This is a genomic window from Paeniglutamicibacter sp. GQ140 (assembly GCF_059759235.1).
The window spans coordinates 119,780-137,167 of sequence record NZ_JCAXDW010000003.1; the positions used below are offsets into that span (position 1 = coordinate 119,780).

Consider the following 17,388-nt stretch of genomic DNA (forward strand, 5'->3'; position numbering starts at 1 on the left):
CCATCGGCGTTTGGCAGGTGGGTGCCTACGAGCAGGTGAACTTCGCGTCGGCCCAGTCGGCGTGGTCGTTCCCGTTGCCGTCACCGGCAACGTCGGCCACCAGGTCCACGTACTGCGCCCCGGTGATGTCGGCGCTCAGCGCGTGGGTCGCACTGCTGGCGCGCATCACCGGGGAGGCGGCGACTGACTTGCCGTCGGCCAGCACGGTGAAGCCGACCGAGCCCAGGGTCTTCTGCGCGTCGTCGATGCCGACGTCGGCGGTGAAGGATGAGCACTTTCCGCCCGTGAAGTAGCGCACGGTGCTCGGTGCGTGGGCACCCAGGCCCTTGGCGTAGACGACGCCGTTGAGTGTCAGGGCAGGACCGTCGCCCTGCCCGTTTTCGCCGTTGGCCCTGTCCTTCTCCACCGGGCCCCAGCCGTTCTCGGCGCTGACCCACTGGTGGTCGCTGGCGTAGACGGTGCCTGAGGGAGGTGCCGGCAGCGTGTACACGGACACGTTGTCGGACACGGTGCGCGCCCCCACCGGGTCGGCGGTGGTGGTGTAGGTCGCCCGCGTGCCGACGGTGTAGTCGCCGTCGGCGGATGCCGGGGGAACCACCTTCCAGGTGGTCTTCAGCGTCGCACCCGGTGCCAGCGTGTGCGCGGACGCCGCGTCCCGGGCGGTGGCGGTCCAGCCCTCGGGGAGTTCGAGTCCCACCTCGAGGTCCTTGATGTCCGCCGGCTCGTCGCTGGTGAACGTCGTGGTGAACGTGTTCTCCTGGTCCTGCTTGATCACGTCTCCCTGAAGCGCGACGCCGACCTGCGCGCAGGCGGGGATGCCTGCCGCCTCGCCGAGGTCCTCGATGAGCAGGTTGTCCAGCGAGAAGTCGGCCTCCGAGCTGCCGCCGACCCGTTCCAGGCCCACCCAGGTGTCGCCGCAACCGCCGGCGACGATGGTGTCCTGGAAGCGGGCGGTCTCCAGCTGGCTGGGCAGGGCGGTGGTCTGGGTCTTGACCGTGCCGCTGGCCGCGGCATAGCCGCCGACCCAGTTGTATTCGCCGGCCAGCGCGTTCTGGTAGTCGAAGCTGACCCGGTACTCGTGGCCTGGCTTCAGCGGGAGCGTGTAGTTGCTGGTCCGGTACACCAGGCCCGGGCCCCCGCCCGGCGCCTTGTTCTCGGCATGGGACTTCAGCGACCAGCTGCCGTCGATGACGTCGTCGGTCTTCTTCCCGTTCCAGCCGGACTGCGTGTAGGGGGCGTTGAGTTCGGCCAGGTGGGTGCGGGGGTCGGTGGACCCGCCGGCGTTGCCCTTCACGAACGGCCCCCAGCCCTGGTCGATGTCCTCGAAGTCCTCAGAGATCACGCCGCTGGTGGGGACCTTGGAGGTTGAAACGACCCGCACGTCGTCGATGCGCACCTTGGCTGCACCCTGCCCGGCGGAGATCCGCAGCGTGGGGTTGCCCGTTGCCTTCACGTCCACGAGCACGCGCAGCCGCTGGAAGTTGGTGCCGTGCTTTTCATCCGCGGCGACGTAGTTGGTGGCCCGGGAGCTGGAGATGGTGTTGGATGCCGATTGCATGTCCTCGCCCGTGACGGAGAGGGTCGTCTCGCGCGTTTGTCCCTGCTCCACCTCGACCCAGGCGCTGACCGAGTAGGTTCCCGGTTTCAGCTCGCCCAGCCGCTGGGTGATCGCCGCGGGGCCCTCGCCCAGGACGGCGTAGCGGTGGCCCTTGGCGTTGCGTTCGGTGGCGGCGGCGCCGGAGGGGTTCCAGGCCGTGAGGGTGGCGGCGTTGAAGCCGGGGTCGGCGACGGGGGTGCCCTGGCCGAAGCCCGGGGCCTGGGGCAGGACCGGCCGGTCGTCGCCGACCAGCACGTAGGGTTGCCCGGCCTTGGCGGTCAGGGTGAGCTTGCCCCGGCGCGCCGTCGGCTCGCCCGCCAGTTCGCGCCCGGTGTCGGTGAGTCGGTACAGCTTGTAGTCGCCGTTCTGGCGGAAGCGTTCGGGCAGCGTCCAGGTGCTGGTGCCGCCCTTGGCGCTGTAGTGGTAGAACTTGGAAGGTTCGCTCGTGTCGGCCTCGTAGGTGCCGTCGGCGGCCCAGGGCAGCAGGTAGGTGTCCCCGCGCAGGACCTCGGTTCCCGAGTCGGTGATGACCCTTTCGGCCGCCGAGGTGCCGGTGACGGTCACGCCGCCGGTGAGGTCGATCCGGTCCTTTTCCCACTTCATGATCTCCTGCTGCTGCAGGTACTTGGCCGGAAGGTTCTTCTTCCAGATGTTTTGGTAGAAGGCGTTGTAGTCGGTCTGCCCCGTCCAGCCTTCCCATTCGACGATGTTCGCGTTGCCCAGCAGCGGGTGCGGGTTCCAGGTGTCCTTCTGCGAATTGAGTGCAAAGCGGATGATCTCCGAGTTGACGCCCTTGTTGTTGGATCCGCCGTAGTTCTCGTCCGTGGCCCAGTGCGACCAGGTGTTGTGCCTGTCCAGCGAATAGGCCCACTCGGAGCTGACGCGGAAGCCGTTCTTGACCAGTTCCTTCTGCAGGCGGTCGGCCAGCCAGCCGTACTGGTAGTAGACGTCGACGTAGACCATGTCCAGGTTCTCGTCGGTCTGCTCGCGGAACTTCTTGATGCGCTCGGCCAGGTTTCCGGTGAGGATGTCCTTTCGCTGGTTGATGTAGTACGACTGGTCCAGCCAGCTCCAGCCCTTGGCCTTCGGGTCCACGAGGTCCTCGGAGAAGAACTTCGATTCGGGGTAGGCCTCGGTCTGGTTGATGTGCACGCCGTAGGAGGCGTTCCACTTCTTGCTGGCCTTCAGGAGCTGGTTCAGGTCCTCAAGTCCTCCGGCGCGGGTGTTGTAGTTGTCGGCGAAGTCGGTGTTGGCCGAGTCGTGGCCCTCGCTGCCGAACCCCTTGAGGATGGCAGACTGGCCCAGCCCGTCGGTGGCCAGCGCGATGCGCTTGGTGTCATCGAGCGTGCGCAGGAACGGGTGCGTGGCCTGGGAGGCGAAGTTGAACGGGATCCGCTGCACCACCTTGTCCTTGACGTCGCCGCCCTTGTGGGGGAGCACCGCAATGTCGCGCAACGCGATGGCCGCGTCCTGCCAGTTGACGGTGTGATCGCCGTTGGCGTCGGCGGTGATCTTCACCTTGGACCACGGCAACTCCTCGGTCTCGTTCGATTCGTTGGCGCGGTAGAGCCAGTCGCCGCTGGAGATGCCCACGCGCACATGCTCGCCGTCCTTCACGGCCTGGCGCTCGAAGCGGCCCTGGCTGCGGTAGCCGGGGCCCGCCGAGGTGTCGTGCAGCGAGTTCGACTCGAGCGCGGCGGCGAGATCGCCGGAGTTGGCCAGCGCGAATGCCGACCCGCGTGGTTCGGCGTCGACGGGCGTGGAGTCCGTGACGTTCGTGAAGGTGTCACCGGACTTCGCGCGGTCCACGGAGATGTTGGCGGTGGCGACCTGGGCGCCGGCGCCGGCCGAGGACACGCTGACCAGATTGTTCCCGGGGATGCCCAGGGTGCGGACCTTGGTGTCGGTGCCGTCCTTGATGCCGGTGACGCGGAAGGTCATGACGGAGTCCTCGACGCTGATCCGTGCGTCGATGGCGGCACCGGGAATGCCGGGAACGGTGAGGCGGTAGTCCATCGCCGAGCCGTCCACCGGCTCCGAGGTCACCACGACCTTGTGGGTCTCGCCGTTGACCTTGATTGCATCGATCGCCTTGGTGCTTGCCTCAAGGGATGCCGAGGTCGAGGCATCGGTGTACCTGAGCACCTGCGGGAAGTCGCGGGAGACCGTGACCTTGAGTTCGGGTGAGGAAATGGTGCCCGTTGCCCCCTCGGGTGCTTCGGGCATGGCGCTCGCGCCGGCCATCCCGAGGGGGACCAGTGCGGACGCCGTGAGGGCTCCGATTGCCGTGAGGCTGATGGCTCTTCGAGTCTTGCGTGGTGAACTTCGCATCGTGCTCCTTGTTAGTTGCGAGCGATCCAGGCCCACACGACGTCCCCACCCAGCGCGGTGCCAAACCGTACAGATATGTTATGGATAACAACCATAGTGTGACACGGCCCACTCTTGTTGGTAAAGGTATTTCTCGAATTCCTTGCTTTTGCGCCCTGTTGAGAAGGTGCAAAATTGTGATCCATAGCATGCGGTGGCGACGAGGGCGGTCAGGAGGCCTTGCCGGGGCGGAGGGGCCTTGCGCGCAGGGTCCTGCGCGTGGCCTCCCACGGACGTATTGCGTCTGCGCCTCCGCCTCGCGCCGCGCCCCGACCTCCTTGACGCGTGACACATGCCACTTCTACGGTCGATGTACACGCCGTGTGCATAACGGCCCGCTGCGTTCGTGGCGGGAGCCGATGGCAGAGGAGGAATCGTCGCATGGGCCTTCTAACGTTCATCATCAACCTCACCCTGGATGGTTGCGTAGACCACGAGGAGGGTATTGCCGACGACGAGACGCACGCCCACTACACTCGCCTGCTGGACGAGAGCGGCGCAATGCTCTGGGGCCGCACCACCTACGAGATGATGGAGAGCCATTGGCCGGCGGTCGCCCGCGGCGACGTCGGTGCGCCGCCGGCGATGCGCGAGTGGGCGCTCAAGCTGGAGGCCAAGCCGAAGTACGTTGTGTCCTCGACGCGAAGCGACTTCCCGTGGGCCAACAGCCACCACGTCGCCGGCGATCTGCGCACGTCGGTGCAGGAGCTCAAGGATCGGACCCCCGGGGGAGTGCTCGTCGGAAGCGGCAAACTCGCGACGGGGCTGGACCGACTGGATCTGATCGACGAGTACAAGTTCCTCGTCCATCCCATGATCGCCGGCCACGGCCCGACCCTGTACCAGGGCGGGCTGCCCGGCACCCGACGCCTCGAGCTGATCTCGGCGCAGCCGCTGGGCAACGGCGCAATCGCCGTGCACTATCGACGGGCGAAGTGAGTTTCGCCGCGCGACGGCGGCGCACACGACCGCGGCCACCGGCAGGAGGACGAGGCACATCGCGCCGGCCGCCGACCAGAGCTGACGGGTCTCCAGCTTCGCCTCCGAGGAGACGATCCTCTTGGCCGCCTTCAAGTCCAGCCGCCCACGATGCTGCACGGCTGCGCCTGGTGCCATTCCCGGTGTGATGCACAAGTTGGCCCCCGGCCGCCACGGATTTGGATCTATTTGAGAGAATGGGTTAGTGACTGCAATTTCCGACGTAACCCAGACCGGCGCGCCCTCGACGGCGAAACTTGAGCTGCCCCCGCTCCAGCTGGGCAAGCACACCATTGACACCCCGGTGATCCTTGCCCCCATGGCAGGCATCACCAACAAGGCCTTCCGCCGGCTCTGCCGCGAATACGGCGGCGGGGTGTACGTCACCGAGATGGTCACCTCCCGGGCCCTGGTGGAGCGCAACGCCGAGTCCATGCGCATCATCTCCCATGATCCGGATGAGGAACTGCGCTCGGTGCAGCTCTACGGCGTGGACCCCAAGACCGTTGGTGCCGCCGTGCGCCTGATCGTCGAGGAAGACCGCGCGGACCACATTGACCTGAACTTCGGCTGCCCGGTGCCCAAGGTCACCCGCAAGGGCGGGGGAGCGGCGCTGCCCTGGAAGACCGACCTCTTCACCTCCATCATCAAGGCGGCCACCACCGAGGCCGCCCGCGGGGACGTGCCCTTGACCATCAAGATGCGCAAGGGCATCAACGAGGACCACCTCACCTACATTGAATCGGGCAAGATCGCCCGCGACCACGGCGTCGCGGCCGTCGCCCTGCACGGGCGCACCGCCAGCCAGTACTACTCCGGCAAGGCCGACTGGGACGCGATTGCCAAGCTGCGCGAGTCCCTGCCGGACATGCCGGTGCTGGGCAACGGAGATATCTGGAGCGCCGAGGACGCGGTGGCGATGGTCAAGCAGACCGGCGTCGACGGCATCGTCGTGGGCCGCGGTTGCATGGGACGGCCCTGGCTCTTCGGGGACCTGCAGGCTGCCTTCGAGGGCACCGACACGCGCTACACCCCCGGACTGGCCAAGGTCGCCGAGACCGTCTACCGCCACGCGGAACTGCTCACCGAGTACTTCGAGGACGAGTTCAAGGGCCTGCGCGACATCCGCAAGCACATGGCCTGGTACTTCAAGGGCTACCCGGTCGGCGGGGACATCCGCTCCGCCCTGGCCCAGGTGCCCACCCTCGAGGTGCTGCGCGAGCTGCTGGCCCAGCTGGACCTCTCCATGCCGTACCCGGGCAAGGACGCCGAGGGCCAGCGCGGACGCGCCGGCTCCCCGAAGAAGACGCACCTGCCCGACGGCTGGCTTGCCACGCGCGAGATGGACGAAAAGCACAAGGCCATGATTTCCGCGGCCGAACTAGACGTTTCCGGCGGCTAAGGAGCCCAATGTTGCAGATTCCCGGATACACCGAGGCGGACCAGGATCGCTGGGTACCCGAACCGCCCAAGAAGGCGTACCGGACCGCGTTCGAGCGCGACCGCGCCCGGGTGCTCCATTCCTCGGCGCTGCGCCGGCTGGGCGCCAAGACCCAGGTTGTGGCCCCGTCCTCCGACGACTTCGTGCGCACCCGGCTCACCCATTCCCTGGAGGTGGCCCAGGTGGGCCGCGAGCTCGGCGCCACCCTGGGTTGCGACCCGGACGTGGTTGACACCGCCTGCCTGGCCCACGACCTGGGACACCCGCCGTTCGGGCACAACGGGGAGAACACGCTCAACGAACTAGCCGGCGACATCGGCGGCTTCGAGGGCAACGCGCAGACCCTGCGCCTGCTCACCCGTATCGAGACCAAGACCTTCCGGCACACCGGTGCCTCCGCCGGGCTGAACCTCACCCGCGCCTCGCTGGATGCCGCCTGCAAGTACCCGTGGCTGCGGGCCGACGCCCCGGAAAAGAACGGCAAGAAGACCAAGAAATTCGGCGTCTACGTCGATGACGCCCCGGTCTTTGACTGGCTGCGCGCCGGCTCCGGCGCCCGGCCGCGGCAGACCTGCATCGAGGCCCAGGTCATGGACCTGGCCGACGACATCTCCTACTCGGTGCACGACGTGGAGGACGCGATCAACGCCGGGCGCTTCCAGCTGCGATGGATCAAGGACAAGGCCGAGCGCGCCAGGGCCATCACCTTCACCCGGCAGTGGTACTTGCCACACGTGGAGGACGACGTCATCGATGCCGCCTTCTCCCGCCTCGAGGCCACCAACGAATGGGTGCCGCACGCCGACGGCTCGCGCCGTTCCATGGCGGCGCTGAAGGACATGACCAGCCAGTTCATCGGGCGCTTCTGCCAATCCGCCATCGACGCGACCCGCGAGCAGTTCGGGCCCGGGGAACTGACCCGCTTCAACGCGGCGCTCATCGTCCCCGAGTCCACCGAGCACGAGATCGCCGCGATGAAGGGCCTGGCCACCGCCTACGTGATGACCAGCGACGAGCGCAAGCCCATCTACGCGCGGCAAAACGAGATCCTGGGCGAGCTGGTGACCCTGCTGGCCGAGACCGGGGACAAGTACCTCGAGCCGCTCTTCGCCGCGGACTGGCGCGACGCCGCCGATGACGCGGGGCGGCTGCGCACCGTCATCGACCAGGTGGCCTCGCTCACCGACGCCTCGGCCATCGAATGGCACGCCACCCTGGTGCTGGGCAAGAGCTTCAACGAACGCCTCTTCTAGCTCCGCCGCCCGATCCACACCCCGCGGCGAAACGGCGCATGCGCTCCCGTTTCGTCACTAGACTGGGTGGTATGGCAGGCCTGATTAAGCGTGAAGATATCGACGAAGTCCGCAACCGCACGGACATCAAGGAAGTCATCGACGGGTATGTGACGCTGAAATCCGCCGGTGTCGGCTCGTGGAAGGGCCTGTGCCCCTTCCACGACGAGCGTTCCCCGTCCTTCCACGTGCGCCCGCAGGTCGGCTCCTTCCACTGCTTTGGCTGCGGCGAGTCCGGCGACGTGATCGCCTTCATGCAGAAGATGGACCACGGCACCTTCTCCGAGACCGTCGAACAGCTGGCCGCCCGCGTCGGCGTCGAGCTTCACTACGAAGACGGCGGCACCGGCCCGCGCCGCGAGGACACCGGCCGCCGCCAGCGCCTGCTCGACGCGCACAAGATCTCCGAGGAGTTCTTCCGCGAGCAGCTCACCACCCCCGGTGCCGAAACCGCCCGGAAGTTCCTCTCCGAGCGCGACTTCGATGCGGAGGCCGCCGCGCACTTCGGCGTCGGCTACGCACCCCAGGGCTGGGACGCCCTGCTCAAGCACTTGCGTGGCCGCGGCTTCCACGACGAGGAACTCAAGCTCACCGGCATCTTTTCCGAGGGCAACCGCGGGATCTACGACAGGTTCCGCGGCCGGTTGATCTGGCCCATCCGCGACCTCACCGGTGCCACCATCGGGTTCGGTGCGCGCAAGCTCTACGAGGACGACCAGGGCCCCAAGTACCTGAACACCCCCGAGACCCAGCTCTACAAGAAGTCCCAGGTCCTTTACGGGGTCGACCTGGCCAAGAAGGAAATCACCAAGACCCGCCAGTTGGTCGTCGTCGAGGGCTACACCGATGTGATGGCCTGCCACCTGTCGGGCATCGGGACCGCGGTGGCAACCTGCGGCACCGCCTTTGGCGCGGACCACATCAAGATTGCCCGCCGGCTGTTGCGCGACGACGGATCCGGCGGCGAGGTGGTCTTCACCTTCGACGGCGACGCCGCCGGCCAGAAGGCCGCCCTGCGGGCCTTTGAGGAAGACCAAAAGTTCATTGCCCAAACCTACGTCGCGGTGGAGCCGAGCGGGGCGGACCCGTGCGACCTGCGCCAGACCCGTGGCCCGGAGGCGGTGCGCGAGCTCATCGACTCCAAGCGCCCGCTCTTCGAGTTTGCCATCAAGGCCGGCCTGAAGAACTTCAACCTCAACACCGTCGAGGGGCGGGTTCAGGCGCTGCGCGTCAGTGCCCCCATCGTGGCGGAGATCCGCGATTCGGCCATTCGCCCGGCCTACGCCCGTGAACTGGCCGGGTGGCTGGGCATGGACATGGAGGACGTCAACCGCGCCGTGGGGGCCTCGGTGCGCCGCAACCGGATGCCCAAGTCGGCGGAACCTGTCCACGGCAACGCCGGCCATGCGGCACCGGAGCAGCCTGCCGCCCCCGTCTACTCCCGTCCCGATCCGCGCGACCCGGTCTCACGAATGGAGCGCGAGGCGCTCGAGGTTGTGCTGCAGCAGCCGGCGCAGCTGACACCCGAACAGTGGCAGGCATTCTACGATGCCCGGTTCATGGCACCTGCCCACGCCGCGGTCCACGATGCCGTCCGCGCCGCCGGGCTGGCCGGCGCCACCCCGTCACAGTGGGTCGAGGCCATCCGCCAGGAAGTCCCCGAACCGCTGCGCTCATTCGTTTCCGAGCTGGCAGTGACTCCGTTGCCGGCCAACAGCAACGAGGCATTGCTGCGCTATTGCAACGACATCATCAATCGCCTTTTCGAGTTGCAAATCACACACCTGAAGGCAGAGAAGATGGGGGAGCTGCAACGCATGGATCCCGCGGGCGATCCGGAGGGCTTCCAGCGCATCAATCGGGAGCTTTTGGAGCTGGAATTGCGCCGCAGGGCGCTGCGCCAGGACTAAGCGCGGTACGGGTCCGGGACGATTTTTGTTTTCCCGGAACCTTGTGTAGAGTATTTCTCGTTGCATTCCTCCGTAGCTCAATTGGCAGAGCATTCGACTGTTAATCGAAGGGTTACTGGTTCAAGTCCAGTCGGAGGAGCCAAATCAAAGGAATCCGTATTTTCTTCAAAGAAAATGCGGATTCTTTTGCATTTAGAAGGTGCCCGGGCAGCCGGGGCCGCTCCCGCCCTCGACATGGCGGCCAGGCATTCATCGCGCTGTCCTACAGGCGAACGGGAAACCCCCTCGAGAACTGCCTGCTTCGCCGAATGTCGGTGACCGGCTCGGCGAGAATGCCGGAAACCGGTTCCCTCCGGCATGGTCGTACAGTCCCGGTGAATCTAGTCTGGTTCCATGGAATGGCTGGCGGCTACCGACTACGGCATGGCCCGGGAAATCCTGCAACGCGGCGTCGCGTTGATCTACCTGATCGCCTTCATTTCCACGCTGAACCAGTTCCGCGCCCTCGCCGGCGAGCACGGATTGCTTCCCGTGCCCCGGCTGCTGCGCGGCCGCGGTGCCCGTGGACCGTCGCTGTTCAGCCGGATGGGGTACTCGGACAGGAAACTGTCGACCGTGTGTATCGCCGGGTGCGTCATGTCGGGGGTGCTGGTCCTCAGTCTTCCCCAAATGGGGCCCCCTTGGCTGCCCTTGGCCGGATTCCTGGCGCTGTGGGGCCTGTACATGTCGATCGTCAATGTCGGACAGATCTTCTACGGTTTCGGCTGGGAAATGCTTTTGCTCGAGGCCGGGTTCACCGTGGGCCTGCTCGGTTCCCGGCAGGTCCCGCCGCCGCAAACCATCCTGCTGCTGATTGCTTGGCTGGTGTTCCGGTTGGAATTCGGGGCAGGCATGATCAAGTGGCGTGGCGATCAGGCCTGGCGCAACCTCACGGCCATGTACTACCACCACCAGACCCAGCCAATGCCCGGACCGTTCAGCCGCCTGGCGCACTTGGCCCCGCGATGGTGGCATCGCTGCGAGACGGCGGGAAACCACGGGGCACAATTGGTGGTTCCGTTCCTTCTGTTTGCGCCCCAGCCGATCGCCTCCATCGCCGCCGGCATTGTCATTGCCACACAGCTCTGGCTGGTGGCGACCGGCAACTTCGCCTGGTTGAACTGGATCACCATTGTGCTGGCCTTCTGCCGGGTCAGTGATCCGGTGCTGCACCGGATCATTCCCTGGCTACCACCGGAAGGTGTGCCGACCGCCGAGGCTCCGGTGTGGTGGACGGTGGTGGTGCTGGCCGGCACGGTGCTCTTGGCCGTGGCTTCGATTCCGGCGCTGCGCAACCTGTTCTCCCCACACCAGCGCATGAATGCATCCTTTAACCGGTGGCAATTGGGCAATGCCTATGGTGCGTTCGGCACGGTGACCCGGGAACGGATCGAGGTCGTCATCGAGGGCACCGAGGACGAGGCTCCCGACGAAGCGTCCTGGCGGGAATACGGGTTCAAGGGGAAACCGGGGGACGTGGACCGCCGGCCGCGCCAATTCGCGCCCTACCACCTGCGCCTGGACTGGATGATGTGGTTCCTGCCCTTTGACTCCATCCACCAGCGCTGGTTCCACGCGCTGCTGTCCAGGCTTTTGGAGGCCGACGCCCGGACCCTGGCGTTGTTGCGCCATGACCCGTTCTCCGGAAGGCCGCCGCGCTTCGTGCGCGTGCTGACCTATCGCTACCGTTTCGCGACCGCCGCGGAGCATCGAAGCACCGGCGCCGTTTGGGTGCGCGACCGGCGGCTGCTGGTGATTGGTCCCGTGCTCCGGCAATGAGGCGCCGCCCGGCCCTGCGCGAGACGGTGGGGAGACCGCGCCGGGAGGTCAGTAGGATGGGACGGTGGCTCATATCGACGTATCCGACATCCATTACTTCCTCTCCGACGGAACCCAGCTCCTGGGCGGCGTGACGTTCAAGGTCACCTCGGGATCCAAGACTGCTCTCATCGGCCCCAACGGGGCAGGAAAGACGACGCTTTTCAAGATCATCGCCGGCGACCTCAAATCGGATGAAGGTGCGGTCAGCCGTTCCGGCGGCATGGGCATCATGCGGCAGTTCGTTGGCCAGGTGCGCGACGAATCCACCGTGCGCGACCTGCTGGTCTCCACCGCCTCGGCGGACCTGGCGGCTGCGGCGAAGGCCGTGGACGAGACCGAGCTGCTGATGATGGAGTCCGACGACGAAAAGGTCCAGATGCGCTACGCCCAGGCCATCATCGACTGGGGGGACGCCGGCGGCTACGAACTGGAAACCGCGTGGGACAAGGTCTGCATGGCGGCCCTCGGGGTGCCCTTCGACCGCGCCGCCCACCGCCTTGCCTCGACGCTCTCCGGCGGAGAGCAAAAGCGCCTGGTGCTCGAGGCCCTCTTCGAAGGTCCCGACGAGTTGCTGCTGCTCGACGAGCCGGACAACTACCTCGACGTCCCAGGCAAGCGCTGGCTCGAGGCGATGCTCAACGACTCGCCGAAAACCGTCCTGTTCATCAGCCACGACCGAGAATTGCTGAACAACGCAGCGAACCGCATCGTCACCCTCGAGCCCGGCCACTCCGGGGCCACCGCGTGGATCCACGGCGGGGCGTTCGGCTCCTATGTGGAAGCACGGCGCGAACGCAACGAGCGCTTTGAGGAACTGCGCAAGCGCTGGGACGAGGAACACGCCAAGCTCAAGGAGCTGGTGAACATGTACAAGAACAAGGCGGCCTTCCGCTCCGACATGGCCAACAGGTACCACGCCGCGCAAACCCGCCTTGCGAAGTTCCTCGAGGCGGGCCCGCCCCAGGCCATCCCGTTGGAGCAGAACGTCAACATGCGGCTCAAGGGCGGCCGAACCGCCAAGCGCGCGATCGTGGCCGAGAAACTTGAACTCACGGGCCTGATGAAGCCCTTCAGCAACGAGATTTGGTTTGGGGACCGCGTGGCGATCCTGGGATCAAACGGTTCGGGCAAGTCCCACTTCCTGCGGCTGCTGGCGGCCGGGGGAACGGACCCGGAACGCGAACACCTGCCCGTCTCGGAGGTCGAGATCGCCGAGGTCCCGCACAACGGAACCGTGAAGCTCGGTGCGCGCATCCGCCCCGGCTTCTTTGCCCAGACCCACAGCCGACCCGACCTCATGGGCCGGACACTGCTGGATATCCTGCACCGGGGCGACGAACACCGCTCGGGCATGGCCCGGGAGGCAGCCTCCGGGGCGCTCGACGGCTACGGCCTGGCCGGCCAGGCGGAGCAGAAATACGATTCCCTCTCCGGCGGACAGCAGGCACGTTTCCAGATCCTGCTGCTGCAGCTCTCGGGCGCAACGCTGCTGCTGCTCGATGAACCCACCGACAACCTCGACCTGCACTCGGGGGAGGCCCTGGAACGTGCCATCGAATCGTTCGTGGGAACCGTGCTGGCCGTGACCCACGACCGCTGGTTCGCCCGCTCCTTTGACAGGTTCCTGGTGTTCGGCTCCGACGGGAAGGTCTATGAGTCCGCGGAACCGGTCTGGGACGAGGGCCGGGTCCAACGCCAGCGGTAGCGGCGGCCGCCCCCGTGGTTGGGGGCGAAAGGGGCGCATGGGGCGATTCCGATTTGGGTTTCCAATCGGGGCTCTGGTAGTGTTTTACCTGCTTCATTCCTCCGTAGCTCAATTGGCAGAGCATTCGACTGTTAATCGAAGGGTTACTGGTTCAAGTCCAGTCGGAGGAGCGTACATGAGAAACCCCGTTCTCCATTGGAGGGCGGGGTTTTCTTGTCTTCACGCGATCTCATACCCTGGGTGTACCTCTTCAGGTTGAGCCGTTTAGGCACGTCCGGGTGATAGTTTTGGGTGGAGCGGGCCGGGCCTAGGCCGCATGAAATGGAGACACCATGTCTGGATCGGAATCGACTGGAACCCAATACCAGTCAACGCCACGAACCATCAAGGGACAGGTGGGCGGACTAAGCCACCTGATTCCAAACCAATTGGCTGACGAAGCGCGCATTGCCGCCATCGTCCTCAAGTCAAAGGGCATCAGCGTCGGCATTGCGGCAGGCGCCGGAATCGTGGCGCTGGCATTGCTTGGCTTGATGGTGATTGCCTTGGCCGTGGCCCTGATCATGGGCATCGGTACCGTCATCGATCCGTGGCTGGCAGCGCTGCTCGTGGCGGCCGGCTTCCTGGTCCTTGCACTAATCTTTGCGGCATTCGCCTTCTTCAAGATCAAGAAGTCCATGCCGCTGGTGCCGGAGGAAGCGATCCGGGGAATCCGGCACGACCTCGGGGTGGTCAAGGACGGCAGCGCCTTCGATGTTTCGACGCTCGATGAGCCGAAGCCATCGAAGAAGAAGGATGAGAAGGACGCCAAGAAGGACGATGCCCACGAGGCAAAGGCCGAGAAGCCCACGCACAACGAGTTGATCATCCGTACCCGTGAACGTCGCGAGGAGATTGCCCTGCATCGCGATGGCCTGGGACAAAAACTTGAGGCTCCCCTTCATCTGGGAGAAAAGTTCTCGGACGCCGGGCAGGCCGCCGGCGATGCGGTGACCAAGGCCGCCGGCAAGGCCAGGCACCTGGCGGACACCGCTTCGGAAAAATTCTCCGAAGGGGCGGAACGGGCAACCGGAAAGCTTGCCTCGCTCAGCGGTCTCGAAGGCGACAATGCCAAGGAGGCCCTGCGCGAACGGTGGCGGCCGTTGGCCATCATGGCCGGATCGGTGACGATGTTCTTTGTTTTCCTGCGCAAGTTGGTGCGCAAGTAGGCAATGCCCCGGTGCGGTCAGGCTGAAATTCCTGAACCGTTCCACCCCCGGACGCCGTTCCTGCAGCAGTTTCGAAGCAGGACGAGCGACACCTGAGGAAAACAAATGCCCTTGATTAGCCCACCAGCCCCGGACCCCGGAACAGACCATGAAAGAGGAGGGCATGCGCATCTTTGGAGCGGGAACACGCGACAATTTTGAATACCGCGAGCTCACCACATTCTGGACGGTTCCGAACCTGATAACTGTCCTCAGATTCCTGCTGGTACCGCTCTTTGTCTGGCAGACGCTGACCATGCACTACGGCTGGGCGACACTCACCTTGGCAATCCTCGGTTCCTCCGACTGGATCGATGGCTTTGCTGCCCGGCGCCTCGACCAGATATCCACCGTTGGCAAATGGCTGGACCCCGTCGCCGACAGGGTGGCCCTGATTGTCATCGCCACGACCTTTGTCGCCACCGGGATCGCCCCTGCTTGGCTGGTGTTCTCCATTGTGATTCCCGATGCCGTATTGATCATCAACGCGTGGGTGCTCTTTCATGGCAACCCCAACCTGCCGGTCAGCAACCTTGGGAAATTCCGTACCGCTCTGCTATTGGTCGGAACCCCGTTGTTGCTCCTGGGGAACACCAACTGGGGCAGGGGAACAATCCTGGGCGACATCGCGACCTGGGCCTTGGCACTGGCCTGCGTTCTCCACGTGATTGCGGCGGTGCAGTATTTCCTACTGGCCCGGCGCAAGGCCAAGGCTCTCAGGTCGGGAACTGAATGGTCTGGCTAGCGGTCACGGCCGCGATCGCCGGGGCGTTCTTTCTGGCATTTGGAACGCAGCGGCAATCGAGCGCGGTGCGTGCCAGCGCCGGCGGACTGGACGTCACAGGATGGGGGCTGCTCCGACTTTTCAGGTCGCCCCGCTGGGTGTTCGGGCTGCTTTTGCTCGCCATGGGGATGAGCCTGAATGTGTATGCCTTGGCAAGCGCACCGTTGACGGTGGTCCAACCCATTGGTGCGATTGCGCTGGTCATCACCACGGTGGTCAATGCCCGCGAGCACCACATCAAGATGAACCGGCCCACGATCCTGGCGATCACTGCCTGCATGGTGGGCAGCGCGGCGTTCGTCTTCCTGGCCATCGAGGTCAGCGCCGAGGAACACCGGATCACCAGTGGCCAGGAGTTGGTCACCATATTGATCCTGGCGATCGCCGTGGCCGTATTCGGTGGAGCGGTGGTGCTGTTGCCGCATCGGCTTGGAGCGTTCTTCTACATCCTGGGCGCCGGGGTCCTTTTCGGGTTCGTGGCGGTGTTGGTGCGCACCATATCCGTGTCCCTGCTTGATCCCAACGGCCGATTCCTGGCCAACGTTTCCTGGTATTCCCTTATAGCCGTGGCCGTTGCGGGACTGTTGGGTTCCTACTTCGTGCAGAATGCCTATTCGAAGGGCCCACCGGACCTGGTCATTGCCGGGCTGACGGTGATCGACCCCATCGTGGGGATCTCCATCGGGATTGTGATCTTGGGTGAATTGGATCCCAATGTCCAACCCGCCATGGCGCTTAGCATGGTGGGCGCCGGATGCATTGCTATCGTTGGGGTAATCGCGCTATCGCGCCATCACCCGGACGTGCTTGAACGCAAGGCCGAGGCCAAGCGGCGCACCAGGGTTGCCGATGGCAAATAGTCGATGACAAACCCCTGTTATTGCCCAACCAAGACAATGAAACGACAACCGTGGCCTCGAAATGCGGTCATGTCAAGGAGTGAACACACCCCGTGACGGGCGAGAAACCATTGAAGATCGTGATTGCGGCGGATACCTATCATCCGGACGTCAACGGGGCAGCAGTCTTTTGCTACCGGTTGGCCACGGCCATGACCGAGCGCGGGCACGAGGTGCATGTCATGGCCACCCGGCCGGACAAGGGACCCACGGTCACCGAGGTCCTGCCCGAGGCCACAGTCCACCGGTTGCGCTCGCATGCGGTGCCGACCCACGAGTACTTCCGCATTTGTTTCCCCTGGGAAGTGAACCCGGAAATCAAGGCGCTGCTCAACGAGATCAAGCCGGACGTCGTCCACGCACAGTGCCACTACATGATCGGCCAGGGCGCGCTGGCCTTCGGCAAGAAGCAGGGCATCCGGACGGTTGCGACCAACCACTTCATGCCGGAGAACCTCGATCCGTTCCTGCCCTTCCCCCAGTGGTTCAAGCGGATCGTGGCCCGCAACTCCTGGCGCGACATGGGCAAGATCATGGGCAAGGCGAACGTCGTCACCACGCCGACCCCGCTGGCGGCCCGGGCCATGACGCAGTATGCGCGTTTGGGCAAGGTCCTCCCGCTGTCCAACGGCATCGAATCCAGCAACTATGAACTCGGGGCCACGGAGACGATCGACCGCAACCCGTACCCCACGATCCTGTTCGTTGGCAGGTTGGCGGTGGAGAAGAACGTCAATGAAATCATTGACGCCCTGTCGCTGATGAAGACCGTGCCCGACGCCCACCTGGAAGTCATTGGCGGCGGCGAACAGCGGGGCCCGCTGGAAAAGCTGGCCCGGGAAAACGGGGTTGCGAGCCGCGTGCACTTCCTTGGCCACGTCGATGACGAGGAACTCCGCAGCGCCTACCTGCGCTGCGACGTGTTTTGCCAGCCCGGCACCGCGGAACTCCAGTCCCTGGTGACATTGGAAGCCCTGTCTGCCTCCAAGCCCGTGGTGCTGGCCAACGCGATGGCGTTGCCGCACCTGGTCGATGACGGGGTCAACGGGCACCTGTTCGAACCGGGGGACCGCGCCGAACTGGCTGCCAAGCTGGACTCGATCCTTGCGCTGGCACCCGAGGAACGAGCCGTCATGGGCAAGGCCGGGCACGCAAAGGTCTCTGTGCACAGCCACAGCAAGACCATGGATACCTTCGAGGCGATCTACCGCGGTGCCGTGGCCGAGGACTTCCTTCCCTAATATCGGTGCTGGCCATGGGTTTTTGGCAGGGAAAGATGAAAAGCCGCGGGGGAATCCATTAGGA

The 17,388-nt window shown here is 65.2% G+C and carries 11 protein-coding genes and 2 tRNA genes; 12 read left to right on the plus strand and 1 reads right to left on the minus strand.

Annotated elements, in window-relative coordinates; genetic code table 11:
* Positions 1 to 25: 25 nt before the first annotated feature.
* Complete coding sequence (locus AC6CHY_RS05425) at positions 26 to 3,928, minus strand: endo-alpha-N-acetylgalactosaminidase family protein (RefSeq protein WP_498225893.1); 3,903 nt, start codon at positions 3,926 to 3,928, stop codon at positions 26 to 28.
* 420 nt (positions 3,929 to 4,348) lie between these two features.
* Between AC6CHY_RS05425 and AC6CHY_RS05430 the strand changes: the two genes are divergently transcribed.
* The 12 genes from AC6CHY_RS05430 to AC6CHY_RS05485 all read left to right on the plus strand — a co-directional run bounded on the left by AC6CHY_RS05430 (position 4,349) and on the right by AC6CHY_RS05485 (position 17,324).
* Positions 4,349 to 4,906, plus strand: a complete 558-nt coding sequence (locus tag AC6CHY_RS05430) for a dihydrofolate reductase family protein (protein WP_498225895.1) — start codon at positions 4,349 to 4,351, stop codon at positions 4,904 to 4,906.
* Positions 4,907 to 5,150: 244 nt separating this feature from the next.
* Positions 5,151 to 6,347, plus strand: a complete 1,197-nt coding sequence (gene dusB / locus AC6CHY_RS05435) for a tRNA dihydrouridine synthase DusB (protein ID WP_498225896.1) — start codon at positions 5,151 to 5,153, stop codon at positions 6,345 to 6,347.
* Between the two features lie 8 nt (positions 6,348 to 6,355).
* Positions 6,356 to 7,639: a deoxyguanosinetriphosphate triphosphohydrolase gene (locus AC6CHY_RS05440; protein WP_498225898.1), complete on the plus strand. Its 1,284-nt coding sequence runs from the start codon at positions 6,356 to 6,358 to the stop codon at positions 7,637 to 7,639.
* Positions 7,640 to 7,710: 71 nt separating this feature from the next.
* Positions 7,711 to 9,588, plus strand: a complete 1,878-nt coding sequence (gene dnaG, locus AC6CHY_RS05445) for a DNA primase (protein ID WP_498225900.1) — start codon at positions 7,711 to 7,713, stop codon at positions 9,586 to 9,588.
* A gap of 66 nt (positions 9,589 to 9,654) precedes the next feature.
* A tRNA-Asn gene (locus tag AC6CHY_RS05450) sits at positions 9,655 to 9,730 on the plus strand.
* 251 nt (positions 9,731 to 9,981) lie between these two features.
* Positions 9,982 to 11,406: a lipase maturation factor family protein gene (locus AC6CHY_RS05455; RefSeq protein WP_498225902.1), complete on the plus strand. Its 1,425-nt coding sequence runs from the start codon at positions 9,982 to 9,984 to the stop codon at positions 11,404 to 11,406.
* Positions 11,407 to 11,470: 64 nt separating this feature from the next.
* A complete protein-coding gene (locus tag AC6CHY_RS05460) occupies positions 11,471 to 13,153 on the plus strand; it encodes an ABC-F family ATP-binding cassette domain-containing protein (protein WP_217389666.1) in 1,683 nt (560 codons plus the stop codon).
* Positions 13,154 to 13,250: 97 nt separating this feature from the next.
* Positions 13,251 to 13,323: transfer RNA gene (locus AC6CHY_RS05465), tRNA-Asn, on the plus strand.
* Between the two features lie 162 nt (positions 13,324 to 13,485).
* Positions 13,486 to 14,361 carry a phage holin family protein gene (locus AC6CHY_RS05470; protein WP_498225904.1) on the plus strand — a complete coding sequence of 292 codons (876 nt, stop codon included), beginning with the start codon at positions 13,486 to 13,488 and terminating at the stop codon, positions 14,359 to 14,361.
* A gap of 163 nt (positions 14,362 to 14,524) precedes the next feature.
* Positions 14,525 to 15,145, plus strand: coding sequence for a CDP-alcohol phosphatidyltransferase family protein (locus tag AC6CHY_RS05475; protein WP_217389664.1), 621 nt, complete (start codon positions 14,525 to 14,527; stop codon positions 15,143 to 15,145).
* Positions 15,133 to 16,044, plus strand: a complete 912-nt coding sequence (locus tag AC6CHY_RS05480) for a DMT family transporter (RefSeq protein ID WP_217389663.1) — start codon at positions 15,133 to 15,135, stop codon at positions 16,042 to 16,044. Before AC6CHY_RS05475 ends, AC6CHY_RS05480 begins: the two co-directional genes overlap by 13 nt.
* A 92-nt stretch (positions 16,045 to 16,136) precedes the next feature.
* Positions 16,137 to 17,324 (plus strand): glycosyltransferase, encoded by a 1,188-nt coding sequence (locus AC6CHY_RS05485; RefSeq protein WP_217389662.1) that lies wholly within the window; start codon positions 16,137 to 16,139, stop codon positions 17,322 to 17,324.
* Positions 17,325 to 17,388: the final 64 nt, after the last annotated feature.

Excerpts from the sequence above, each read along its gene's own strand:
- AC6CHY_RS05440 (WP_498225898.1), top strand. The coding sequence starts at position 6,356 with ATGTTGCAGATTCCCGGATACACCGAGGCGGACCAGGATCGCTGGGTA.
- AC6CHY_RS05425 (WP_498225893.1), bottom strand. The coding sequence starts at position 3,928 with ATGCGAAGTTCACCACGCAAGACTCGAAGAGCCATCAGCCTCACGGCA.
- AC6CHY_RS05480 (WP_217389663.1), top strand. The coding sequence starts at position 15,133 with ATGGTCTGGCTAGCGGTCACGGCCGCGATCGCCGGGGCGTTCTTTCTG.
- AC6CHY_RS05475 (WP_217389664.1), top strand. The coding sequence starts at position 14,525 with ATGCGCATCTTTGGAGCGGGAACACGCGACAATTTTGAATACCGCGAG.
- AC6CHY_RS05455 (WP_498225902.1), top strand. The coding sequence starts at position 9,982 with ATGGAATGGCTGGCGGCTACCGACTACGGCATGGCCCGGGAAATCCTG.
- AC6CHY_RS05430 (WP_498225895.1), top strand. The coding sequence starts at position 4,349 with ATGGGCCTTCTAACGTTCATCATCAACCTCACCCTGGATGGTTGCGTA.
- dnaG (WP_498225900.1), top strand. The coding sequence starts at position 7,711 with ATGGCAGGCCTGATTAAGCGTGAAGATATCGACGAAGTCCGCAACCGC.
- AC6CHY_RS05470 (WP_498225904.1), top strand. The coding sequence starts at position 13,486 with ATGTCTGGATCGGAATCGACTGGAACCCAATACCAGTCAACGCCACGA.